Annotated in this window: 20 protein-coding genes and 1 pseudogene; 13 read left to right on the top strand and 8 right to left on the bottom strand. The window is 62.7% G+C overall.

The window, feature by feature from the left end:
* Positions 1-72: 72 nt before the first annotated feature.
* From QQM37_RS09285 to QQM37_RS09275, 3 genes are all read left to right on the top strand, one after another.
* On the top strand, positions 73-5,271 hold the full coding sequence (locus QQM37_RS09285) for an SdrD B-like domain-containing protein (RefSeq protein ID WP_285726803.1): 5,199 nt from the start codon (positions 73-75) through the stop codon (positions 5,269-5,271).
* Between the two features lie 101 nt (positions 5,272-5,372).
* On the top strand, positions 5,373-6,059 hold the full coding sequence (locus QQM37_RS09280) for a FadR/GntR family transcriptional regulator (RefSeq protein WP_285726801.1): 687 nt from the start codon (positions 5,373-5,375) through the stop codon (positions 6,057-6,059).
* A gap of 85 nt (positions 6,060-6,144) precedes the next feature.
* Positions 6,145-6,801: an FCD domain-containing protein gene (locus tag QQM37_RS09275; RefSeq protein WP_285726800.1), complete on the top strand. Its 657-nt coding sequence runs from the start codon at positions 6,145-6,147 to the stop codon at positions 6,799-6,801.
* A gap of 304 nt (positions 6,802-7,105) precedes the next feature.
* On the opposite strand, the gene QQM37_RS09270 is transcribed toward QQM37_RS09275, so the two are convergent.
* Positions 7,106-7,915, bottom strand: a complete 810-nt coding sequence (locus tag QQM37_RS09270; RefSeq protein WP_285726798.1) for an NAD(P)H-binding protein — start codon at positions 7,913-7,915, stop codon at positions 7,106-7,108.
* An 86-nt stretch (positions 7,916-8,001) separates the two neighbouring features.
* Between QQM37_RS09270 and QQM37_RS09265 the strand changes: the two genes are divergently transcribed.
* Entirely contained in the window at positions 8,002-8,424 is a 423-nt protein-coding gene (locus tag QQM37_RS09265) for a winged helix-turn-helix transcriptional regulator (protein WP_285726796.1), read from the top strand.
* Between the two features lie 282 nt (positions 8,425-8,706).
* Here the strand turns inward: QQM37_RS09265 and QQM37_RS09260 are convergent, their stop codons facing one another.
* Positions 8,707-9,303 (bottom strand): CGNR zinc finger domain-containing protein, encoded by a 597-nt coding sequence (locus tag QQM37_RS09260; RefSeq protein ID WP_285726794.1) that lies wholly within the window; start codon positions 9,301-9,303, stop codon positions 8,707-8,709.
* Between the two features lie 37 nt (positions 9,304-9,340).
* Between QQM37_RS09260 and QQM37_RS09255 the strand changes: the two genes are divergently transcribed.
* Positions 9,341-10,561, top strand: coding sequence for an MFS transporter (locus QQM37_RS09255; RefSeq protein WP_285726792.1), 1,221 nt, complete (start codon positions 9,341-9,343; stop codon positions 10,559-10,561).
* A 160-nt stretch (positions 10,562-10,721) separates the two neighbouring features.
* Here QQM37_RS09255 and QQM37_RS09250 read toward each other — a convergent pair whose 3' ends face one another.
* Positions 10,722-11,081 (bottom strand): hypothetical protein, encoded by a 360-nt coding sequence (locus tag QQM37_RS09250; protein ID WP_285726834.1) that lies wholly within the window; start codon positions 11,079-11,081, stop codon positions 10,722-10,724.
* Here QQM37_RS09250 and QQM37_RS09245 point away from each other — a divergent pair.
* Positions 10,996-11,322, top strand: a pseudogene (locus tag QQM37_RS09245) (integrase core domain-containing protein); the annotation flags it as partial. The gene QQM37_RS09250 and the pseudogene QQM37_RS09245 overlap by 86 nt on opposite strands.
* Positions 11,323-11,373: 51 nt before the next feature.
* Entirely contained in the window at positions 11,374-12,201 is an 828-nt protein-coding gene (locus QQM37_RS09240) for an alpha/beta hydrolase family protein (RefSeq protein WP_285726790.1), read from the top strand.
* Positions 12,202-12,288: 87 nt separating this feature from the next.
* On the opposite strand, the gene QQM37_RS09235 is transcribed toward QQM37_RS09240, so the two are convergent.
* Entirely contained in the window at positions 12,289-13,086 is a 798-nt protein-coding gene (locus QQM37_RS09235) for an alpha/beta hydrolase (protein ID WP_285726788.1), read from the bottom strand.
* 165 nt (positions 13,087-13,251) lie between these two features.
* Here QQM37_RS09235 and QQM37_RS09230 point away from each other — a divergent pair, with 165 nt between their 5' ends.
* A complete protein-coding gene (locus QQM37_RS09230; protein ID WP_285726786.1) occupies positions 13,252-13,722 on the top strand; it encodes a MarR family winged helix-turn-helix transcriptional regulator in 471 nt (156 codons plus the stop codon).
* A 71-nt stretch (positions 13,723-13,793) separates the two neighbouring features.
* On the opposite strand, the gene QQM37_RS09225 is transcribed toward QQM37_RS09230, so the two are convergent.
* Both QQM37_RS09225 and QQM37_RS09220 read right to left on the bottom strand, forming a co-directional pair.
* Entirely contained in the window at positions 13,794-14,459 is a 666-nt protein-coding gene (locus QQM37_RS09225) for a FadR/GntR family transcriptional regulator (protein ID WP_285726784.1), read from the bottom strand.
* 47 nt (positions 14,460-14,506) lie between these two features.
* A complete protein-coding gene (locus tag QQM37_RS09220) occupies positions 14,507-15,682 on the bottom strand; it encodes a substrate-binding domain-containing protein (protein ID WP_285726782.1) in 1,176 nt (391 codons plus the stop codon).
* 163 nt (positions 15,683-15,845) lie between these two features.
* Here QQM37_RS09220 and QQM37_RS09215 point away from each other — a divergent pair, with 163 nt between their 5' ends.
* On the top strand, positions 15,846-17,783 hold the full coding sequence (locus QQM37_RS09215; protein WP_285726781.1) for a heparinase II/III domain-containing protein: 1,938 nt from the start codon (positions 15,846-15,848) through the stop codon (positions 17,781-17,783).
* A gap of 188 nt (positions 17,784-17,971) precedes the next feature.
* Positions 17,972-18,349: a VOC family protein gene (locus QQM37_RS09210; RefSeq protein WP_285726779.1), complete on the top strand. Its 378-nt coding sequence runs from the start codon at positions 17,972-17,974 to the stop codon at positions 18,347-18,349.
* Positions 18,350-18,355: 6 nt separating this feature from the next.
* Here QQM37_RS09210 and pepE read toward each other — a convergent pair whose 3' ends face one another.
* Together pepE and QQM37_RS09200 are read right to left on the bottom strand one after the other, a co-directional pair.
* On the bottom strand, positions 18,356-19,123 hold the full coding sequence (gene pepE / locus QQM37_RS09205) for a dipeptidase PepE (protein ID WP_285726777.1): 768 nt from the start codon (positions 19,121-19,123) through the stop codon (positions 18,356-18,358).
* A 59-nt stretch (positions 19,124-19,182) separates the two neighbouring features.
* A complete protein-coding gene (locus QQM37_RS09200) occupies positions 19,183-20,025 on the bottom strand; it encodes an IclR family transcriptional regulator (protein ID WP_285726775.1) in 843 nt (280 codons plus the stop codon).
* Positions 20,026-20,207: 182 nt separating this feature from the next.
* Here QQM37_RS09200 and QQM37_RS09195 point away from each other — a divergent pair, with 182 nt between their 5' ends.
* The 3 genes from QQM37_RS09195 to QQM37_RS09185 all read left to right on the top strand — a co-directional run bounded on the left by QQM37_RS09195 (position 20,208) and on the right by QQM37_RS09185 (position 23,774).
* Complete coding sequence (locus QQM37_RS09195; RefSeq protein WP_285726773.1) at positions 20,208-21,215, top strand: ABC transporter permease; 1,008 nt, start codon at positions 20,208-20,210, stop codon at positions 21,213-21,215.
* Positions 21,208-22,128, top strand: coding sequence for an ABC transporter permease (locus QQM37_RS09190; RefSeq protein WP_285726771.1), 921 nt, complete (start codon positions 21,208-21,210; stop codon positions 22,126-22,128). The genes QQM37_RS09195 and QQM37_RS09190 overlap by 8 nt, the downstream gene beginning before the upstream one ends.
* A 68-nt stretch (positions 22,129-22,196) precedes the next feature.
* Positions 22,197-23,774 carry an ABC transporter substrate-binding protein gene (locus tag QQM37_RS09185; protein ID WP_285726769.1) on the top strand — a complete coding sequence of 526 codons (1,578 nt, stop codon included), beginning with the start codon at positions 22,197-22,199 and terminating at the stop codon, positions 23,772-23,774.
* The last annotated feature ends 18 nt before the right edge of the window (positions 23,775-23,792 follow it).

Below are 23,792 nucleotides of genomic sequence, written 5' to 3'. Positions count from 1 at the left end.
GCGTCTACTGCTTCATTCGGCTGCGTCGTGAAGGGGCTCAGGTCCCGCCACCCATCAACCTAAGGAGTTCCCATGCTTCGTCGAAGACTGCGGCAGACACTCGCTGCTGTCTTGTCCATGGCGTTAGCGCTCAGTGCGCTGATCGCCTTCCAGGTAGTCAATGCCTCAGTGAGTGAGGCAGCCACTCAGAACGGCTACGTCTTCAATGATGCGTGGCAGCTCACGAATGCTGGCTCGGCCGCTACTCAGTACACGGACAGCAGCCAGAGTTCTTACGCCACGAATTCCGCCACGAGTTCGATTCCGCTGCGGACCGGGGCCGTGAAGCTCGCCGCCCAGTTTGCACTGGATAGCAGCCAGATCGCTGGCACCAGTTCACTGACGAATGGAAGCAACCAGGGTGCGTATGGTGCTACTTCCAATACCTTCATCGGTAGCCCTACGCCTTCTCAGCTTCCTGCTCTGGGCGTGGTCACCAACGCGTCCAAATGTAATGGGCCCATGGGCTCTGCTGCGCACCAGAACTTTGACGGAATCTGCTCCCCGGTGGGAACACTGACCTTGACCTTCTCCCAGCCGGTGACTGACCCGGTGATGGATATCTCCGGGCTGGGTGGCTGGAGTTTCCAGTATGTCAACGGCTATGCCCGTGGCTCCTTCAACAACACTCACTGGACCCTGCTGACTCCCGGGGTGAGCTTCACCGCGTTGTCTGCAGGTCACACGGACCTCGCTATCACCAGCACCACTCTGGGTGCGGTCAGCAGGAATACGAGCACTCACTGCGACACTCCGGACAAGAACTATGCCGGTACCGACTACGAGTCGCCGAACGCGGAGCTAGCTGGCTGTGGCTCTGTGATCCTTAAGGGAACGTTCAGCACCCTGAAATTCCAGGTGGACACACAGGCGACGCCGTTCAGCGACTTCCCCACGGCCCAGTACAGCACGGGTAAGGCCTACTTCGGGAGCGATAACTCTGGCTATGCGGACGGCATCAACGGCTACAACATGGTGCAGACGGAGAAGGGCCTGCTGCCCGGTTCTCCGAATGATTCAACGAACTCCGACCTGCAGCGCATCTCTTTCCGTCTGCCGCAGAACGGTGTCCTCGGGGACAAAGTCTGGCAGGACACCAATGGTGACGGCATCCAGGATCCCAACGAACCCGGTGTCCAGGGTGTGACCGTCCAGTTGTTGGATGCGAACGGCAACCCGGTCAAGGACGCCAACGGCAACCCGATCACTGCGACGACCGATGCCAATGGCAACTACAAGTTCACCGATCTTCCGCTCGGCCAGTACAAGGTCAAGTTCACCAATCTGCCCGCAGGCCAGGGCTTCACCACGCCTCAGGCAGGGAGCGATCCGTCGAAGAATTCCTCGGCTGATCCCACGACCGGCGAATCCCCGGTGGTGTCGCTGACCAGTGATCAGCCGCAGGATCTGAACGTGGATGCCGGCCTGGTGCCCCAGGGCAGCATCGGCGATCGCGTCTGGTACGACGACAACGCCAATGGCATCCAGGATGGCAGCGAAGCAGGCATCCCCAATGTAACGGTGGCTTTGCTGGACAAGGACGGTAACCCGGTCAAGGATGCGAACGGCAACCCCGTGACCACCACCACCGACAGCAACGGAAATTACTCCTTCAAGAACCTGCCCCTGGGAACGTACCGGGTCAAGGTGCAGCTTCCCAGCGGTGGAAAGTTCTCCCCTGAACATCAGGGCAGCGATGCCACGGTTGATTCCGATGTCGACTCCACCGGCCTGTCTGATCCGGTGACGCTGGATGCCGCCAACCCGAACAACACCACCGTCGATGCCGGCGTGGTGTTCCGGGGTGCGCTGGGTGACCACGTCTGGCTGGACCAGAACGGCAATGGCATCCAGGACTCGGGTGAGCCGGGCATTCAGGGTGTCAAGGCGGAGCTGCTCGATGAGAACGGCAACCCGGTCAAGGACGCCAATGGCAACCCGATCACCACAACCACCGATGCCAACGGCGATTACCACTTCACTGATCTGCCGCTGGGCAAGTACAAGGTGCGCTTCAGTGGCCTGAAGGATGGTCTGACCTGGACGCAGAAGGGTGCTGGCAGCGATCCTGCCAAGGACTCGAATGTCGACCCGGCCAACGGAACCACCGATGTTGTCACGCTGACCGGTCCGAACCCGGTGGACAACACGGTTGATGCCGGCGCCATCGTCAATGGTTCGCTGGGCGATAAGGTCTGGCTGGATCAGAATGGTGACGGTATCCAGGATCCGAACGAGCCCGGGGTGTCCGGTGTGACCGTTCATCTGTTGGATGGCAATGGGAACCCGGTGAAGGATGCGAACGGTAACCCCGTGACCACCACCACGGACAGCAACGGTAACTACCTGTTCCCGAACCTGCCCGCCGGAAATTACCGGGTGAAGGTGGATATTCCCTCCGGAATGAAGGCCACCGTTCAGGGTGCTGGGAGTGATCCTTCGAAGGATTCCAACATCGATTCCAGTGGGCTCTCCGACGTCGTGACGATCGACGCGAACAACCCGAACCGTCGTGACGTTGACGCTGGTCTGGTGGTCAATGGTTCGCTGGGCGATAAGGTCTGGCTGGATCAGAACGGTGACGGTATCCAGGATCCGAACGAGCCGGGTGTTTCCGGGGTCACGGTTCACCTGCTCGATGGCAATGGGAACCCGGTGAAGGATGCGAACGGTAACCCCGTGACCACCACCACGGACAGCAACGGTAACTACCTGTTCCCGAACCTGCCCGCCGGAAATTACCGGGTGAAGGTGGATATTCCCTCCGGAATGAAGGCCACCGTTCAGGGTGCTGGGAGTGATCCTTCGAAGGATTCCAACATCGATTCCAGTGGGCTCTCCGACGTCGTGACGATCGACGCGAACAACCCGAACCGTCGTGACGTTGACGCTGGTCTGGTGGTCAATGGTTCGCTGGGCGATAAGGTCTGGCTGGATCAGAACGGTGACGGTATCCAGGATCCGAACGAGCCGGGTGTTTCCGGGGTCACGGTTCACCTGCTCGATGGCAATGGGAACCCGGTGAAGGATGCGAACGGTAACCCCGTGACCACCACGACGGACAGCAACGGTAACTACCTGTTCCCGAACCTGCCCGCAGGCACCTACAAGGTGAAGGTCGACCTCCCGGCAGGCTTCAAGGCGACCACGGAGAATGCTGGCAGTGACCCTGCCAAGGATTCCGATATCGACGCCAACGGGCTCTCCAATGCGGTGACCATTGATCAGAACACCCCCAACCGGACCGATGTTGACGCTGGCCTGGTGGTCAACGGCTCCATTGGTGACAAGGTGTGGCTGGATCAGAACGGTGACGGTGTCCAGGATCCTAACGAACCCGGCATTTCCGGAGTGACCGTCCACCTGCTCGATGGCAATGGCAACCCGGTGAAGGATGCGAACGGTAACCCCGTGACCACCACCACGGACAGCAACGGCAACTACCTGTTCCCGAACCTGCCTGCCGGCACCTACGAGGTGAAGGTTGATTACCCCGACGGATTCAAGGCGACCACGCAGAATGCTGGCAGCGACCCTGCCAAGGATTCCGATATTGATGCCACCGGTAAGACCGGCCCCATCACGGTGGACAGCAAGACGCCGGTACATACCGACGTCGATGCCGGCCTGGTGGTCAACGGTTCGATCGGTGACAAGGTCTGGCTGGATCAGAACGGTGACGGTATCCAGGATCCGAACGAGCCTGGGGTGTCCGGTGTGACGGTTCACCTGCTGGACAAGGACGGCAACCCGGTCAAGGATGCGAACGGTAACCCCGTGACCACCACCACGGACGCCAACGGTAACTACCTGTTCCCGAACCTGCCCGCAGGAGACTACCGGGTGAAGGTGGATCTGCCAGCTGGCCGGAAGTTCACCCAGCAGGCAGCTGGCAGCGATCGGGATAAGGACTCCAACGTCGATGCCAGTGGGCTCTCCGATGTGGTGTCGATTGATGCGGCCAACCCGAATCGTCGGGATGTCGATGCTGGTCTGGTGGTCAATGGTTCCATTGGTGACAAGGTGTGGCTGGATCAGAACGGTGACGGGATCCAGGATCCGAACGAGCCCGGTGTTTCCGGTGTGACGGTTCACCTGCTGGACAAGGACGGCAACCCGGTGAAGGATGCGAACGGTAACCCCGTGACGACCACGACGGACGCCAACGGTAACTACTTGTTCCCGAACCTGCCCGCTGGCACCTACAAGGTGAAGGTCGACCTGCCCGCAGACCGGAAGTTCACTCAGGAGGGTGCTGGCAACGATCCTGCCAAGGACTCTGATGTGGATGGCAACGGCGTTTCTGCCCCTGTGGTCATTGACGCTGCGAATTCGGACCGTCGGGATGTGGACGCCGGCCTGGTCATGGTGGGAACCATCGGTGACAAGGTCTGGCGCGATGACAACGGCGATGGCATCCAGGATCCGAACGAACCTGGTGTGCCTGGCGTCAGCGTGAAACTGCTCGACAAGAACGGCAACGTGGTCGCTGAGACCACCACCGATCAGAACGGAAACTACCAGTTCACCGACGTACCGTTGGGCGACTACACCGTGCAGGTTGTTCCTCCGGCTGGTGCGACGCTGAGCCCCGAAGGCCAGGGCAGTGATCCTGCCCGGGATTCGGATTTCAACGCCGCCGGGCATTCCCGGACCATCACGGTTGATGCTGACCACCTGCATCAGAACGACGTGGATGCCGGCCTGGTCTACCGCGGCTCCATCGGTGATCGGGTCTGGCTGGATCAGAACGGCAACGGCATTCAGGATCCGAACGAGCCCGGAGTGCCGGGAGTGACCATTCACCTCCTGGACAAGGACGGGAACCCGGTGAAGGACGCGAACGGCAACCCGATCACGACCACGACGGACGCGGATGGCAACTACCGGTTCACTGGACTCCCGGTGGGCGACTACCGCATCAAGGTGGACCTGCCCGCCGGCTACTCGGCGAGTCAGGTCCGGGCGGGCAGCGATCCGAACGTCGATTCGGACATTGATCCGAACGGTCTCAGTGGAGTGATCTCCCTGGTGCCCGGCGCGATGGATGTGCATCATGTTGATGCCGGACTGGTGCCGATCCCGGCTCCTGCGGCTGCAGCGCCGGCTCCGTCCGGTGATCTGCCCGATACCGGTGCCAACATCGAGTGGGGGGCACTGGCTCTGGGGCTCCTGCTGATCGTCCTGGGTGTGTTCATGGTCATCCAGCGGCGGGTGATGAAGCGCCGCTGAGTTGGTAGCCGCCAGGCGCTGACGCCTGAGGGGAGTATTCCGGTACGTCACCGGGATGCTCCCCTCAGGCATTTCGTTCATAAATGACTTACTCTTAGGGGGTGCACCAACTTGAGCCTACTGTCCGCAACATTCCTCTGTCTGTTCAGATAGGGGCACAATTGCGTGGGCGGATTGAGGATGGCAGTTGGCCGGTAGGGACCAAAGTTCCTGGTGAACATGAGCTGGTCAAGGCTTTTGGCGCGAGCAGAAATACGGTCCGCGAGGCGTTGCGGGGCCTGGTACATCTGGGACTGCTGGAATCCAGGCCGGGCGATGGTACTTACGTGCGTTCTACCAGCGAATTGGAAGCGATCCTGGGCAGACGGGCTGCCGGGAGCGAAAAATGCGTCACGGAGATTTTTGAAGTGCGGGAAGCTCTTGAGGTACAGGGCGCCAGGTTGGCTGCCGAACGTGCCACAGAGGAGCAGATCGACGAGCTGGAGAAGCTTCTGGACCTGCGACGGGATGCCCAGGACGTGGACGAGAGGCTGCACGCAGACGTGCGGTTTCACCAGGCCTTCGTGGCGGCATCGGCCAATCCTCTGATTACCGAACTTCATCGTGGTCTCAAGCCCAGCGTGTTGAATGATCGCAAGAATTATCACCGGCTGGATGATCCGATGTTCCTGGGTGAGGAGCATCGGGCCATTGTGGAGGCGCTGAAGCAGCGGGATCCTGAGGCGGCTGCGCTGGCCGTGAAGCGGCTGTCGGAAAAGGCTCATCAGGAGTCGGCCTCGCAGGCCTGAACCAGCTCCTCGGAGGATGGTCTGAGGCGTTGCGTCACGTAACAAGCAGCGATTGCCAGAATGCCAAATGTCGTACACTTGAGCCGTGTGTTCACTGCGCTTGGTAGAGGATTCCGCTGGTTCCTCGGAAGAATTTGAGAAGCGACTTAGTTTCTGGCTGGAGGCCGGGATTTGGGGCCAGGGGGAACTGCTGCCAGAGGATCAGGAGCTGGCCGAGCTGTTTGACTTCCCTGATCTGGTGGGCATCCGTCGGGTGCTGAATGGCCTGTCTGAGCGGGGCGCGCTGGTGTCGTGTTCCTTCAGTGGCCAGCTCCTGATCGGCCTGGCCGCTGCTCAGACGTCCATGGTGGCGGCATCGTCCGCGGATGAGATCCCTGCCGCGCATCGCGCGGTACTGGAGGCTCGCGATGCGCTGTTTGTTCAGGGTGCGGGTCTGGCAGCAAATCGGGCAGCCGAGAGCGAGGTGAGGGAGCTTCGGCAGGTTGTTGACGATGCCGCGGCTGGGAGAAGGCGTCTGCCGGATGGTTGGTTGTTCGCCAGGAGCGTCATCGTCGCCTCCGGAAATGCCACCCTACTGCGCGTCTATGACCAGCTGATGGCGGCCTCGGGGGAGCTCCCGGAGGCGAATCTGAGCTTTGGCGTCGATGAGGCGTGGTATCGCTTTGTCTGCCGGGAACTGGTGGCAGCGATTTCTATGGGCTGGCCGCAGGCTGCGGCCAGGATCGCAGCACGCATTTTCTGAAGCGCTGATCCTGGCTATGGAAAGGTGGCGGTGATTCGTACCAGGTCACATAGCGCGAACCACCGCCACCTCGGAGGGGTCACCGACATTCTCGGGGGGACGAGAGTTGGATGTCGTGACACCATCAATTGTAGGACATATGAACTGATTTGCCTAGCAAATATGTCGGGATGTTGAGCTCGCAACGTTCACCCAGGGTTTTGGAACGAGCCCCCGCCAGCATGGCGCATGCCAGCCGTGTTGCGAGGAAGACTTTGGGTGATGTGCCTCGAGTCGGTTCCGGTTGTCCTCTGTGGGTCCGTGGTTACAGGTGTAGTGCTGCTGTGGTCTTTGCGGCAACTGTGAGTGGGTCGGTGGCTGGGTGGCCGAGGAGTTGTTCGAGGTCGGGGCTGGTCGCTCCGAGGAAGCCGTGACGGACGCTGGAGGCGATTGAGGCGAGCATGGGTGGCTGGAATGGTAGCAGGGTGCTGTCTGCCAGCAGTCGTTCCCGGTACTCGCTGAGGTCGATGGTGTGGTGAGCGAGGCCCAGCCGCTGGGCGACATCGGCGGCGGTGAGGGCTTTCTGGCCGACCAGTTCGTAGATTTTCCCGGCGTGCGCCTCGGGTGCGCTGGCGACGATCGCGGTCGCTTCTGCCAGATCGACCCGCGCCACTGCGGCCAGTGCCCCGTCGCCGAATGCCGACTCCAGGCCGTCCGGTGTCCAGATGAGCAGTGCGCCAAAAAGCTCCGCGTAGAGCCCGTTGCGGAGAATCGTCCATGACAGGCCGCTGGCCCTGATCATCTTCTCGGTGGCCCTGTGTGCGAGTGCGAAGCCGAGATGGTCCCCGGCGCCCGTCAGGCTCGTATAAACCACGTGCTCCACACCGTCCCGGACCGCGGCATTCAGGACCGCCCGATGGCGCGAGATCACCTGGTCATCTTCGGCATAACCGGCAGAAACCAGCACCAGGGTCGAGATGTCGGTCAGGTCCAGGCTTGCGGGTTCGTCGAAATCGAGGCGCCGCTGGTCGCCGGTCGGCGTGCGACTCGCGCCAATCGCCGGGACACCTCTTTTGTTCAGCTCTGCCAGTGTCATTGAGGCCAGCTGCCCGTTCGCTCCAGTCACCATGATCATCGGTGTGCATCCTCCTACGTGGTTCTCTTCAGTAACTACACTGAGAGCATGGCAAGAGCAGCCACAGCCCACAAGAAGGCAGTTTCATGTCAGTGACGCACACCGAAGTAACCCCGTTCGTGGCCGAGCTGGACCCGTGTGGCCAGCCGGAGCATCCCGATTGCGGGATCCGCGATGTTCTGGACCGGGTGGGCGATAAGTGGTCGGTCCTGGTCATCGTTGAACTCGCCAACGGCACCCGCCGTTTTCGTAAGTTACAGCGCGCCATCGATGGCATCTCCCAGAGGATGCTGACCCTCACTGTGCGGCGGCTTGAGCGCGACGGCCTGGTACTGCGCACCGTCTATCCGACTGTTCCCGCCCAGGTCGACTACCGACTCACCGAGACTGGAGCAAGCCTCACGCATCTGGTGAAAGCACTTGCCGACTGGTCGCTGGAACACCGTAGCGGAATCGCCGATGCCAGAGAGACCTACGACGCGGAGCACCCAGACCATGAGATCCGGTGACCTAGCCCACTAAGCTGCGTGCCCCCGATCGCCGGGTCTGTGCACCAGATGCTTGGCGGGGGGAGTGGGGCGCCCGATGAAGTAGCGTCCCGGTATGCCTTCAGGAGCATTGGCTTTATCCATTGCACACAAGTTCACAACAGACAGTCACGTTGATCGCCTCCGCGGACCGTCCAGAGCCCGCTGCACGTGAGTCCTCTGGCTAGTGCAGTGTGGGTAGGGCCTTCGGAATACGTCGGATCTCAGCGTTCAGAATTCTCACCTTCAGAATGAGGGGCCGCGCTAGGTGTCCTTACCTGACCGGCTTGGGGCGCTGGGTACCTTGCGTGCGCGGTGCGCCGCGGCCTTGGTGCGGTTCTGGCAGCGGGTGGAGCAGAACTGCCGGGTGCCGTTGCGGGAACTATCGACATACACCCGGTCGCAGCGGTCGGCGGCGCAGACGCCGAGCCTGCCGATCTCATCGACGCCGAGTGCCATGGTGAGTCCGGCCGCCAGGCCGGCTACCCAGCCCGGTCCGAAAGCGTCGCTCGGGCCGTGGAAGTGCAGATGCCACGTGCCGTCCGGGTCGGGGTTCAGCCGGGGCCGGGCACTTGACTCGCGGAGCAGGGCGTTAGTGCGTCGTGCCGCCTGGGTAATGTCTCCGGCAGCCGCTGCTTCGAACACTGACCGTATGTCGGGAACAACGCCGGCGATGAGAGTTGCCGCGGCCATGCTGACAGCCGGTGGACGGTCGAAGGTGAGGGCCTCTCCGATCACTTCTCGGAGGGCAGCTCCCTTGGGTGGGGTGACCTCGAGGCCGCCGTCCATGCCGGGCGTGAGCGAGTTGACCAACCGCGCAGCAGCGGTGAGCAATCGTCCAATGTGACTGTCAAAACGCATTTGACCAGTTACTCCTGTCGCCCTACTGTTAACTTCCATGACTGATGAAAGCATAGACGACAGTTACTCCAGAGCACACCCGTTGGCCGCTTGGGTGCGCCTGAGTCGGGGCGCAAAGGCGCTGCTGATCGCCCGGATGGTCAACCGGGTCGGGGGGTTCTCGATGGCGTTTCTCGCGGTACTGCTCACCCAGGAGTTGCACGAGTCGGTCCGCGTGGCCGGAATTATCGTTGCCGCCTTCGGCCTGGCGACTATCCCGTCGCGTCTTGCCGGTGGCTGGTTGCTGGACCAGATCGGCGCGCGCCATACGATCCTGATCGGCTTGATCGGTTGTGCCGCAACACAATTGATCCTCGCTGGCGCACATTCGACCGTGTTCGCGGTCCTCGGTGCGGTCGGGCTGGGTCTGTCGTACGAGCTCATCGAGCCACCGACACAGGCGCTGATCGCGCAGGAGAGCGACGATCGCACGCGGCCCGCGTTGTTCGGGTTGCTCTTCGTGTCGATGACTGTCGCCGCAGTTGTCGCCGGCGGAGTGGCAGCAGTGGTGGCCGGCTGGGATCTGCGTGTGCTGTTCGTCATCGATGCCGCTTCGTGCCTGGCCTGCGCTGCGGTGATCCGGGGATTCCTGCCAGACGCCCACAGGAGGAAGGCGTCGCTGGCAAAACCTTGGCGGGATCGTCGTTTGATGACCATCTTCGCGCTGACCACCGTGTTCACGCTGATCTATATGATCACGGTCTTCGGCCTGCCCCTGACAGTGGTTGACCGGCACATCGGGTTGTGGGTGATCGGAGTGAACACAGCGGTGTCTGCGGTGGTCGCTGTTCTGGCCCAGCCTCTACTGCACGTGGCATGGCTCAATCGCCGAGACGGATTCGTAGCGATGACAGTGGGATTCGGCGTGCTTGCGGCGGCATTGGGCGTCCTTGCGCTGGCCAGCAATGTGGTGGCGGTCCTCGGGTTCGGAGTGCTCGGTGCCATCGCGGAAGTGTTGCTGATGAGTCATCTGTATGCGCAGGCGTCGAGGCTGGCACCACCGGGAGCCGCGGGTCGTTACCTTGCCGTTTTCGGGGTGAGCTGGGGGATCGCCACAACCCTCGCACCGCTGGTGATCGCCGCGACCTTGCGGGTTTGGGATGGTGTCCCGTTGTGGCTGGGCGCAGCAGTAATCACCGCAGCCCTCGCGGTCCTCACGCCGTATGCCGGCACCGCCTTGCGGCCGACGTCCGCCGGTGCGGTTGCTGCCCACGACTGACTGGAAACCGATCGGCCGCCGAAGAACCGTGATGAGTGAGCGAACGGGAGAACTCACGAGCGAGTCGAGATGAGCACAACGAGCAAACGGCGTCCTTGATGACGAACTGGGACGGAGTCGGCGGACCACCACAGGTGTTGATCCTGCGCCATCGCCGGGGTTATCGCTTGGAGAGCTCCTCCCGGGCTGGCTGGCCGGGCGACTCCGGCCCGTCTTGCTTCACCTGGACGGTGGGCTGGTTGTGCGATCGGTGATTGCGGGTGATCAGGTATCCCAGTACGCCGCCAAGGATGAGAGCTGCAGCGATGAGGAGCAAGCCGCCGTTGTAGTTGCCGGTGCTGTCCTTGATTGCGCCTAGGACCGGCGGCAGGCCAAGGCCTGCTATCTGGGCCACGGTGTTGATGACGGCGATAGATGCTGCAGCTGCCACGCCGACGATCTTCCACAGTGACCGCGGCGCCCAGTACACCTCGCGGGAAATGGGGGTCTGGTGCGCAGGGAACAAGATCCGGCAATCCATGGGCGCTACCGGTGTGTGTTGGGACAACGCCGTGGCCGAATCACTGTTCTCCTCGCTGAAGAACGAGTTTTACCACCACCACAGCTTCACCACCCGGCAGGACGCGAGGCGGGCGACCTTGCGGTATATCGAGGTGTTCTACAACCGTTGGCGGCCCCACAGCCACAATAACGGCCTGCCGCCAGCAACTGCGATGGCCAACTTCAAGACCAAAATCCAGCCGCAAACCGCGGCTGCCTGACCAAAACGAAACTAACCACCTGTCTCACATCCTTGACACACCTCAGTGCGCGTGTCAGCTCCCGCGGCCGGCGCCAACCTCCCCGTCGTGGTGTTCTCCCACGGCAACGGATGGAATCTCGACGGGTACGCGCCGCTCACGGCGTACTGGGCCTCCCACGGGTTCGTCGTCATCCAGCCCACCCACCTGGACTCTCGCCGGAATGGGTTCGGGTTTGATCACCCGGTCTTCCCGATGATCTGGACGGAACGGATCATGGATCTCACGCGCATCATTGACCAACTCGACACCATCGAGGCCGCAGTCCCAGGACTTGCCGGCCGCATCGACCGCAACAGGATTGCCGCCACCGGCCACTCCTGGGGTGGGCAAACTGCCCAGTCACTCCTTGGGGCACGGATCTTTGATGATGCCGGCCACGTCGGTGAGAGCATGTCCGACAGTCGGGTCACAGCGGGCATTTTGTTCGCCGCGACCGGCCTTGGCGGCGAGGACCTACATTCGTTCGCGCAGGCAAACTTCCCCTTCATGCGCCCCTCATTCCAAGAACTGACCACGCCGACCCTGGTTGTCGCCGGTGACCACGATCAGTCCAAGATGTCCAGCCGTGGACCTGACTGGTTTACCGATGCCTACACCCACAGCCCCGGTGCCACCGACCTCCTCACCTTCTACGGCGCCGAGCACGCACTCGGTGGGATTGTCGGATACGAAGTCGCCGAGACCACCGACGAAAACCCGGAACGGGTCGCGGTCATCCAGCGGATGAGCACCGCCTACCTTCGCACTGCTCTGCACGTTGACGAGAACAGCTGGCCCGCAGCCCGCAGCGCATTCAGTGACAGCGCGGATCCGATCGGCCACGCCGAAAGCAAGTGATGGGCGCAGTCAGGTTCCACGCTATGCATCCGCGGCCCGGTGGAGTTTGGCGCTTTTCGGCGGTGTTCTGTGAAGGTTTGATGGTGACTATTGAGTGCGGAGCCGTTGCGAGATGAAGAGTGCCGCCCGATCGATTGCGTCGTCGGCCTCATCGATCTGACCGACGAATGCCGGGAAAACATGCGGCACGTCGGCGACGACGTCCAGGATCACGTCGACGTTCGCATCCCGCGCCCGATTGGCGAGACGAACCGAGTCATCGAGCAGCAACTCGTTCGTGCCGACCTGCAGCAGGATGGGCGGAAACCCGGCGAGGTCGGCAAGGACGGCCGGTGCCAGGAAGGGTTGCGCCGGGTCCTGGCCGTTCAGGTAAAGGTCTCCGGTGCGAATCATTCCGGCTCCGGTGAACAGCGGATCGATGCCTTCCTTCGTCATCATCGACGTACCCGCACGCGTGTGATCCAATCCCGGCGAGAACGCGACGATTCCCGCAGGCATCGGAAGTCCGGCGTCTCGTGCCGCCAGAGTCGTGGTGATGGCGAGTCCTCCGCCAGCGGAGTCGCCTGCGAACACAACCGAGCCCGCGTCGATGCCATCGTCGAGAAGGCTACGGTAGGCGGCGAGGCAATCGTCGAGGCCCGCTGGAAACGGGTTCTCAGGAGCAAGGCGGTAGTCGAGCGAAAGCGCTCGAATGTTGGTGCGTTCCACCAGGTGCCCGGTGAGTGCCATCGCTGTTTCGGGAGAGCCCAAGGAGAAGGAGCCGCCGTGGAAGTACAGGATCGTTCCCGGGCGGGCATCTGTAGCGGGTTCGACCAGGACTGTAGGACGCCCGGCCAACGTTATGGGTGTGCGCGTCACGCTCGTCGGGATAGGAAACGTGCTCATGAAGTGCGCAAAGCCTCGCCGCATCTGCTCAACGGGGGCAGGGCCGGACGTTTGCGGTGCGCTCCGAAGTCGTTCATCAAGTGCTCGGCGCTGTTGTCTACTCATGGGAGGTCATTCGCTGCTCGATAGGTGCATGCCGCGGCATGCATTGGTAGACTCTATGCCGTGGCAACTAATGAACCAAATCCTGTGCTCAACGCCTTCTTCGACGACCTGGTGCGGTGTGAGACACGTCTGTACAACGCGGTGGGCGAGAGGCTCCGGGTCGAGCATGGCCTCGGCGCCTCGCAGTTTGAGTTCCTTCGCTACTTCCGCGATCACCCCCGGTCCCGCGTCGCTGATACCGCAACGTACTTCGCCGCGGGGGTTGGTGCGATCAGCAAAGGCGTCGACCGCCTCGAAGCCCGAGGCTGGGTCGTTCGAGACCCGAACCCCGCCGACGGTCGTTCGTCGCTGGTCAGCCTGACAAGCACCGGGGCAGAGCTCGTCGCGCGCGCGGAGAGGACCTTCTCCGGCTACATCGACGAACTGTTGTCAGCCACTTTCAGCAGCGAGCAGATCACCACCGCAGGGCGAGCTCTAGCCGTACTTCGCAGCAGTCTGGAGCATGAACGGATCGGGCTGCCCGTGGGCTGAGGAATCTTCTTCAGGCTTCGCGCTGATACCGGGGGTCGGTGCAACCCGTGGCCCATGGCGGAGGCATTCCACTAGCCTAGGGTTTTGCTCAGGGCTTCGGCCAGCATGGTGCGCACCAGCCGTGCTGCGAGCTCTGGATCATGGCGAGCAAGCGCGTCCACAACCAGCTCATGGTCGTGTTGCAGCGTTTCCTCCGGGGCGAAGGTGGTGATGCTGCTGAAGTTGAAGACGCGTTGAATATCCAGACCGAGGTACATCTCCATCAGGAGATCATTGGCTGTGGCAGCTACGATCGCCCGGTGAAATTGGATGTCGAGGCTAGTCAGCTCCGCCAGCATCCTCGCCTGGCCCCGGGCGGCAAGGATCTCTCTGATCCCAGCCAGTTGTTGGTCAGTCAGACGGTGCGCTGCCAGCCGCACGGCCTGGATCTCCAGAGCCTCCCTGGCTTCGAACGCTACGATGATCTGCTCTGGGGTGACCCGCCGTTGCAGGGCAAGGTCGAGTTCGCTGAAGGCTGCTACGAACGTCCCGCGGCCCGGGCGCGCTTCCAGAAGGCCCACATGCACCAGGTCCCGGACGGCATCCCGAATGACGCTTTTACGGACCCCGAACTCCGCTGCCAGAGTCATCTCATTGGGGATCTTTGCCCCCAGCTGCCATTCGCCGGACGCGAGTTTCTGGCGTAGCAGACCATCCACTGTGGCGGCCGTGCGTGGAGTTGGGTCTGGACTGGTCAATGCGGCATTCCTCAGAACAGGTGGAGGGGGGATGGCATCTGTGAATTTTACGCCTGGCGCCTGGCCCAGGGAGCCGTCGACTCTCTGACCGTCAGAACAGGGGAGTAGCGGACTCGTTGCAGGGCGGGGTGCCGCGAGCGGGTTGCTTCCCGCGACGTCTGAATCCGATGCATACACATCATGAGCGCCTGGTGCCCGACGTCGAATTTCGGCGGCCCAATAGCGGTCAGTGGGACATTGGCCAGGGCCGCGATCTCGTCGTCGTAGGCAACGATCGACAGATCGTCCGGGACGTTGAGACCGTACTCCTGGGCTGCATCGGCGAAGGCGACGGCATCTTCGTCATTGTGCACAATTGCCGCTGTGACTCCCTGGACTACGCAGAGTTGCACGAGATGCTGAATCGTCTCATGGCGTGCTCCGGCGTCCGGACCCGGACGGTGGACCACCCGTATCAGATCCTCCTCCACCTGTTGCCAGGTGCGCAGGACGGCCCGGCGATAGCCCTGAACCAGCGCAGCCGCCGTGGGACTGTCCTCCCGGGTGAACAGCGCAATGCGTTGATGGCCCAGTGCCGCGAGGTGGTTCACTGCGATCTCGGCGCCGCGGGCGTGATCGCTGGCCACCGCTTCCAGGCGATGAGCCACATCCAGCACCTCATCCACGGAGCGCTCCACCACCACGACCGGCACCGGGCACGCCGCCAGAAGCTTCAACGAGTCCTGACCCTCCAGCGACTCGGCGCTGGGCGTGACCAGCAAGCCATCGACCCGATTGGCAAGCAGACGTTCAATCTGGTGGCATTCGGTGCTGGAGGAGTAGCTGGAAACTGCCAGGACCAGCCGGACCCCCGCCTTATGTGCCGCTGATTCCATACCGCGGATGATGCCGGGAAAGTAGTAGTGCGCGGAGGGCACGATGACGCCGACGGTCGCGGTGGGCAGCTGCCGGCCTCCGTTCGGCCCACTGGTGGTCCGCGAGCTGTCGGTCACCCATGGACTGCTCTGTGCCCATGGACTGCTCTGTGCCCCCTGGCTGTTGTGGCTCCGCGCAATGGCACCGCCGTGAACCCGATCCAGGGCACCTCTCACGGCGAGTGCCGCCAGATCGCGGCGGATCGTCATCCCCGAGGTGCCGATTTTCTCGGCAAAGGGGGCGACCTGCAGCGAACCGTGCAGTGCAAGTTCGGCCAGGATCAGTTCCTGGCGCTCCTCGGGAAGCACTCTGGGTTCTCCTCTCGGCCAGCCGGATCGTTCGAATTTGTTCAAGTGCCGTTTGAACCAATTCATCTGAACTAAAGCGGACATAGGGTGGTGAGTCAAGCGGCGAGGGCGCCACTACGGAGCCAGCAACTCCCGGACTCCAGCCATCTGAAAGGTTCGTTGTATGCCAGGAAAACACGCGCGAGCTTTGCTTCCGCCCTGGGGCGCCGCCGACTGGGGCAGGGTCCCGGAAGCGGTCAGGGCAACGGTCCTTCGCGCGGCGGAGGATCTGCACGGCGCAGAGGCAGGGGCGCCTACGGCCTCTGACTGGATGCGGTACCGCACGCTCGGTGACCGTGTTGTCTACGAAACCAAGCTCACCCTCCTGGAGGATCGGCTGGCCACCGCAACGCTGGTGGCCTGTCTGGCGCAGGGGGAGGAGGACCGTGCGCTCTGGGTGGAGCGTGCGGCAGATGATGCCTGGTCCTTGTGCGAGCTGAGCAGCTGGTGTCTGCCCGCGCACTATGCAGCCCTGGTGGACCCGGTCGAGGGTCGTGAGCCGGAACTGCCGGACCCGCTGCACCCCGGTCTGGACCTCAGCGCTGCCTTCCTGGGTGCCCAACTTGCCTGGACCCGGCATCTCCTTCGCGGAGAGTTGCAGCAAAGGTACCCGACCCTGCATCGGAGGATCGGTCGCGAGATTGAGCAGCGCGTGCTTCGCCCGTTTCTGGAACGGGACCATTGGTGGTTCGGCTCCCAGGAGCAGCCACCCAATAACTGGGCGCCATGGATTACCGCCAATACGCTGGCCTGCGCGCTCACAACGGCGGAGCCCGCAGAACAGAGAGCTGTGGTGGATCGCGCTCTGCCCATTCTGGATAACTTCTGTGCTGGGTATGGCGAGGACGGCAGCTGCGAAGAGGGCGCCACCTACTGGTGGTGGGCAGCAGCAACGCTGTTTGAAGCGCTGGAATTCATCGGGGCAATCACCGAAGGCTCCACCGAGGCTCTCCATCGTTCGCCGGTGCCAGCCATGTCCGGATTTCCCTCCGCCATGCAGATTCATGACCGTTGGCAGGTCAACTTTGGCGACGCCTCGGCGCTCTCCGATCGGGGAGTGCGGTGGCATACCGCCTATCGCTATGCCGAAGCGGTGGGCAACCGGGACGCGGCCCAGCATGCCCGGGCCATGGCGAGGCTGACCGGGCAGAGCGATCCCTTGCGCTGGACGGTTCCGCGGCCGGTGGGGAATACCTTCCATCGGGTGGCCTCAGAGGTTCTCGATGAACGCTGGTTCAGCGCCGAGGCGCAGACTGATCCCGGGCCTGCTGAGGGGATGCCCTATCCAGCGACCATCTACCTGCCGCATACCGAGGTGCTCTGCGCCCGGGAACGGGCGGGAAGCAGCGAAGGCCTCTATCTCGCCGTGAAAGGTGGGCACAACGGCGTCAGCCATAACCACAATGACGCCGGGAACTTTCTGGTGTTCCACGATGGCAAGCCCGTGGTGATTGACGTCGGCGTCGGTACGTACCGGAAGGAAACTTTCGATGGCGCCCGGCGTTACGACATCTGGACCATGCGCAGTGGCTTCCACAATGTGCCGCTGATCGATGGCCAGGAACAAGCCGCCGGGGCAGAGTACCGAGCCACGGAGTGCGTAGCCTTTGGCCTCAGTGCATCCGACGGTGCCACGAACCTTTTGCCGGAGGAGACCGGACTTGAGCTGCATCTGGAACAGGCCTACCCCAGGATCCATGGGCTGGAATCCTGGCAGCGGCGGGTCTCCCTGGACCGGGCCCAGCGCTGCATCCGAGTACGGGACTGTTGGACCAGCGGGGTCATCCCGGCGGAGTTGATGCTCATGGTGGCCCATCGTCCGGAGCGGTTGGCCGATGGCGGCCTGAGGCTGGGCGGGACGACGCTGCGGGTCAGTCCCGGCTGGGTCTCCAGCTGGGAGCAGATCACGCTCGATGACGCCCGGCTGAGCGATGTGTGGGGCGAGGTGGTGTACCGGCTGCGGCTGGTGGCTGACCCAGAGGGCAGGCTGGAATCAGGTCCTGTGGGCAGCCTGGAATCAGGCGAGGCAAAGGGATTCTGTGAGATGACCTTCGGCGCCTGACTCGGTCTGAAGGTGACGTCAAGGTATTAAGCACTTACTGGCCGGCATCGTGGGTGAATCCCTGATTTCCAGGGGTTTTGCTCTGCTTTGTGCTCAGTAAGTGCTTAAAACCTTGACACTATCCGCCGCCAGAAGAAAGCTGACCGCAGGCACTGTTGCAATTCTGCTGCGGGGTCTAGCGTGGGGCCATGGACTGGAAACTTGAACTGGTGTTTGTCCCTGTCTCCGATGTGGACCGCGCCAAGGACTTTTACGTCAACCAGGTGGGCTTCAATGCCGACTACGATGAACGGCCCAACGAGGCCATCCGCTTTGTTCAGTTGACCCCACCGGGTTCAGCCTGCTCCATCTGCATCGGGGAGGGGCTCAACGATGCTCCGGCAGGGACAGCGCCCAGCCTGCAGATGGTGGTCAGCGACATCCAGGTGGCCTATGACCAGCTGAAGGCCAACGGTGTGGAGGTCAGCGACATCGAGGTCTTGGACTGGGGGAGCTTCGTCTATTTCGCTGATCCGGATGGTAATAAATGGGCGCTGCAGAGCATGCCCAGCAGGCCCAACGGCTGAATCAGCTCAGGACTGGCTGTCGTCATACCGGGCGCCGAGATCCCAGAGCCCGGTCACCTCGCCTGAGGTCTCTTCGGGGGCATACCCGCGTCGGAAGGTGATGCCTGGTGCCCTACCGGCCGTCACGGCCTCGCCGCCCAGCCGCGCTTTCAACGACGGTTCGCCGGGCGTGCCGGTGACTCGCAGGTGGCTGCCCTCGCGCAGGCCCAGGACGGCGACATCGTTCTCCTCGAGGAACTCGGTCAGCCGCATTTCCCGGGTCTCGCCCGCATGGGTGCTGCCCGGAACGGCATCCAGGTAGTGCGGGTTGATCTGGAACGGGACCAGTCCGAGTGCCTCGAAGCTGGGCGGCTCCACAATCGGCATGTCATTGGTGGTCCGGATGGTCGGAGCGGCGATATTCGTCCCCGCGCTCGCGCCCATGTACCTGATCCCCGACTGTGCGGCGGCTCGGATCTGGCCGAGAAGCCCGGTGCGCTGAAGCGTCGAGACCAGGCGGAAGGTGTTTCCACCACCCACGAACACAGCCTCGGCGGAGGCGACGGCAGCGGCAGGATCGGCAGAGGAATGAAGGCCGATGACGCGCACTCCCAACGATGCGAGCGCCGCCCCGACCTTGGTGGTGTAGGCCTCATGATCCTGCAGGGCGAACGGGACGAAGAGAAGCTCGTTCACACCAGCGAGGAAGTCGGCGACCTCCTCCTGGGCATGTTCCAGATAGCCGCGGCCAGCATTGGTGGAGTTGGAGAAGAGGAGCAGGTCAAGGGTGGTCATGGCTCTGTGGCTTTCGATCGGATGGGCGGGGACGGCGGATGGCGGCTGGAATCAGCGTCTCATGTCCGGTTTCCCTTCCCCTGGCGCCAGTTGCGCTGCGGGGGTGCGGTGCGGTTTGAGAGCAGATCAGAGAGTTGCTGGGCTGCGGCCAGCAGTTGGGGCAGATAGTCGCGGAGGCTTGCATTGGCCGCCCCGATTTTGCTCTCCACAATTGACAGGGAGCCCACCGGCCGGTGGCCCAGCAGCACCGGAGCGGCAATGGCGCGGGTGGTGGCATCGTATTCCCCCTCGGACTCGGCGAAACCCTCGGTGATGGTGCTGTTGTACAAATCCTCAAGTCGTTGCTCGTCGACCTCGGTCCGCTCCGAATAACGGGCAAACGGGCGCCCGTGCAGGAGATTCCGCCGCTCCGCCGGGTTCAGGAAGGCAAAGTACGAGCGTGAGGTGGCACCGGCATGGGCCGGGTAGAGATCTCCAATCAGCGGATGGGCCCGGATCGGCCCCTGAACCCCATCCACCGCGGCAATGCAGCGCACGTAAGCGCCATCGGGCACCGAAAAGGTGGTGGTCCGCGCTGTCTCCTCGGACAGTGGGGTCAGAACGGTATCCGCCAGCCGGGCCAACCCTCCCGTTCGCTCCCACAATGACGCCATCCGCCACATGGCCGGGCCCAGGCTGTACCGCCGGGTCCAGGGATCTGCACGCAGAAAGCCCTGGGCGGCGAGCGAGGCCAACAGCCGCTGCGCGGAGGATTTGGTGAGCCCCTGGGCTTCTGCCAGCTCCAGAACGCCCCAGTCTGTACGGAATTCGTTGTAGGAGAGCAGGATTCCCAAGGCTCGGTCCACGGTCTGAAGAGGGGACAAGGAGCCATGCCCTGAGGGGTTCTGTCCAACGACGGTCATGTGAAGAGCATAGGGTCTTCCGATCTCCCGATGTTTCAAGTTTGTGAAATATAGTCCCAAAATGCGAAAAGACCTCCCAAATAATGGGAATCGATTGCTTAGAGAATGCCATCACTGTGCAATGGGATGAACCTCACAGCCGGGCACCCGTTGCCCGTGCATCATTGCAAGGCAGGAACGACATGAACACCATCGCACGGCGGCTGCTGGCCATGATCCCAGCGCTCCTTGGCGTCATTGTCTGCATGTTCCTGATCACCAGGGTGCTTCCGGGGGATCCCGCGCGGACCTTCGCCGGGGAACAGGCACCACAGAGTGTGATCGACGGAATCCGCAGAAGCATGGGCCTGGATCAGCCCCTGTATATCCAGTTCTTCCGGTATGTCGGAGACCTCTTCCGCGGGGATCTGGGTTTTGCCTGGCACACAGGCCAGCGCGTCGTCGACGATCTGGCCAGCCGCTTCCCGGCGACCATCGAGCTGGGGCTCTCCGCGCTCATCGTTGCGCTGCTGATCGGCATCCCACTGGGCATCCTCAGCGCCACCCAGCGCGACCGTTGGGTGGACCATCTGAGCCGAGTGCTCTCCCTGCTGGGCGCCTCGATGCCGGTGTTCTGGGTGGGTCTGCTGGCGATCTTCCTGTTCTTCGGCCAACTGCACTGGGCGCCTGCGCCGCTGGGCCGGATCTCAGACAATCTGAATCCGCCCACCCACATCACCGGTCTCTACGTGCTGGACAGTCTGCTCAGCGGGGATATGGCCGCCCTGACCTCCTCGGTACAGCACCTGATCCTGCCCGCGCTGGTGCTGGCACTGGGGCCGACGGCGATCATCGCCCGGATGACCCGCTCCGCCATGCTCGAAGTGATCGCCCAGGACTACATCCGGACAGCCACCGCCAAAGGCCTGCCGCGGATCATCGTGATCGGCAAGCACGCACTCAAGAATGCCGCCCCGGTCACTGCGACCATCGTCGGCCTGCAGTTCGGCCAGCTGCTGGGTGGTGCGGTCATCACCGAGACCATCTTCACCTGGCCCGGCGTCGGCTCCTATGTCACCCAATCCATCCTGGCCACCGATTACGCGCCGGTTCAGGCGTTCACCCTGCTGGCCGCCATCGTCTATCTGGTGATCAATCTGCTGGTCGACATCGTCAACGGCTGGCTGGATCCGAGAGTCAAAAATGTCTGAGATCACGCTTAACGCTCCCGACGGCCCAACGTCCGACGGCGCAGCGCCCCAACCCGGCGATTCCCGCGGCCACCGACAGGGAGTGCTGCGCTTGTTGTTGCGGAACAAGCTCTCGGTGATCGGCCTCGCCTTTGTTCTGTTCTGGACCCTCGGCAGTTTCATCGTCCCGCTGATCAGCCCCTACGGTGCCGATCAGACAGCGGTGGGCCCGCTGCTGAAACCCCCGAGCGGGGAGCACTGGTTCGGCACAGACAACTATGGCCGGGACATTCTGACCCGCGTCTTCGTCGGTGGCCAGGCCTCGCTCTGGATGGGGCTGATCGCCGTCGGGATCTCGATTCTGATCGGTGTGCCGCTCGGTGGCATTGCCGGATTCTTCGGCGGCCGCACCGGCAACATCATCATGCGCGTCATGGACGTCATGCTGGCCTTCCCCTCGCTGGTGCTGGCCATGGCCATTGCAGCTTCGCTGGGCCCGGGGATGTTCAGCGCCATGATCGCCGTCGGTGTGGTCGGCATCCCCGAATTCGCCCGGATCATGTTCAGCCAGACCCAGTCACTGCGCGAGCGGGACTTCGTGGAGGCTGGCCGGTCGATTGGCCTGACCAATCTGCAGATTCTGGCCCGGCATGTGGTCCCCAACGCCATGGCGCCCATTCTGGTGCGCACCACGCTGGGCCTGGGCTACGCCATCCTGACCGCAGCCTCGCTGAGCTTTATCGGCCTGGGAGCCCAGCCGCCCACTGCGGAATGGGGCGTCATGATCTCGGATGGCCGTGGGTACATCATCAGCGGGGAATGGTGGATGACCACCTTCTCCGGTCTCGCGATCGCCACCTCGATCCTGGGCTTCAATCTGCTCGGTGACAGCCTCCGGGACGTTCTGGATCCCCGCCTTCGCCGCAGCCTCTAAACCTCAGAACCCCCAAACCTCAGAACCCCGCACTCCCTCAACAACAGCACCTCAGAACGGAGCTATCTGTGAACATCAAATATCTGGGGACGGCGGTACTGGTCAGTACCGCTCTCCTCCTGACCGGCTGTGTCAGCAGCGCCAATAATGCGAACTCGGGCGGCTCCGCAGCCGCCAAGGACCGCATGGTCGTCGCCTATTCCGATGGCGGCAACACGCTGGACCCGGCGGAGGCCAACGACGCGACCTCGGATACCTTCGTCGTCTCCGCCTACGACCAGCTGGTCACCTACGGCCGCCAGGACGTTAACGGCAAGCAGACCGCGAAGACGGACCAGATCGTTCCGATGCTGGCCAGGAGCTGGGACGAGTCGAGCGATCACACGAAGTTCACCTTCCACCTGCGCGATGACGTGAAGTTCCAGAACGGCAAGGCCCTGACCTCCGCCGATGTGGTGGCGAGCTTCGACCACATCAAGGCCTCCAAGTCGGCCAGCTTCCTGTACCAGATGGCCGGCATCGGCTCAGTGACGGCTCAGGACCCGAGCACCGTCGTGATCACCCTGACGGCAGCGAACCATCTGTTCCTGCAGATCCTGCCGATGTACTCCTTCTCGATCGTCGACATGGATCAGGCGAACAAGAACGGTGGTTCCGCCTGGTTGGGCAAGAACGTCGCAGGCTCCGGCCCGTACAAGATCGACAGCTGGGACCCGGCGACGGCGGCCTCCCTCTCCCGCAACGACGCTTACTGGGGAGACAAGCCCGCGCTGGCCAAGGTGGACATGAAGTTCATCGCCGATGCCTCCAATCGCGAGCAGCTGCTCAAGCAGGGTCAGGTGGACGTGGCGATGGACGCACCGGCCAAGGACGTCAACACGCTCAAGACGGTGGCTGGCATCAGCATCGATTCCCGGGCCAGCAACAAGATCCTCTTCTTCGCGATGAACAACCAGGTGGCGCCTTTCGACAACGAAAAGGTCCGCCAGGCGATCAACTATGCGATCCCTTACGACAAGCTGATCAACGACGTCATGCAGGGGCAGGCCAGCCCGATGAAGTCCGCGGTGGCGAGCTCCACGCCTGGCTTCACCGCAGCCGGAAACACCTATTCCTACAATCTGGACAAGGCGAAGTCCCTGCTCAAGGAGGCAGGTCTGCCGAACGGCTTCACCTTTGATTTCACCCTCGGTGGTGGCTTTGACGACTGGAAGGACGACGCAGTGCTGATCCAGGCCGAACTGGCCAAGATCGGTGTCACCATGAACATCAAGTCCATGGCCCGCCCGCAGTTCCTCGAGGCTCTGTCCGGCAAGAAGGTCCAGGCGTACATCAGCCGCTGGACCTCCTTCGTCAACGACCCCGGCTACCACCTAGGCCTGCTGATGACCTCCAAGGGCTCCAGCAACTACATGAACTACAGCAACCCCGAGGTCGACGCGCTCTGGCAGAAGGCCGCCAATGAGCCGGATCAGGCCACCCGGAACGCGCTCTATGCGCAGGCGCAGCAGATCATCACCACGCAGGCACCCTGGGCGTACCTCTACGAATACAACATCGTGCTGGCCGCGCGGTCCGAGGTTCAGGGGTACACCTCGTACCCGGACGGACTCGTTCGCTTCTTCCAGATGTCGATCAAGAAATAGCAACTCTGCCGGGCGCCG

Origin of the sequence: Psychromicrobium xiongbiense, assembly GCF_030271165.1 — a bacterium.
Taxonomy (GTDB): domain Bacteria; phylum Actinomycetota; class Actinomycetes; order Actinomycetales; family Micrococcaceae; genus Renibacterium; species Renibacterium xiongbiense.
This window is presented reverse-complemented; position numbering and strand designations above follow the sequence as displayed.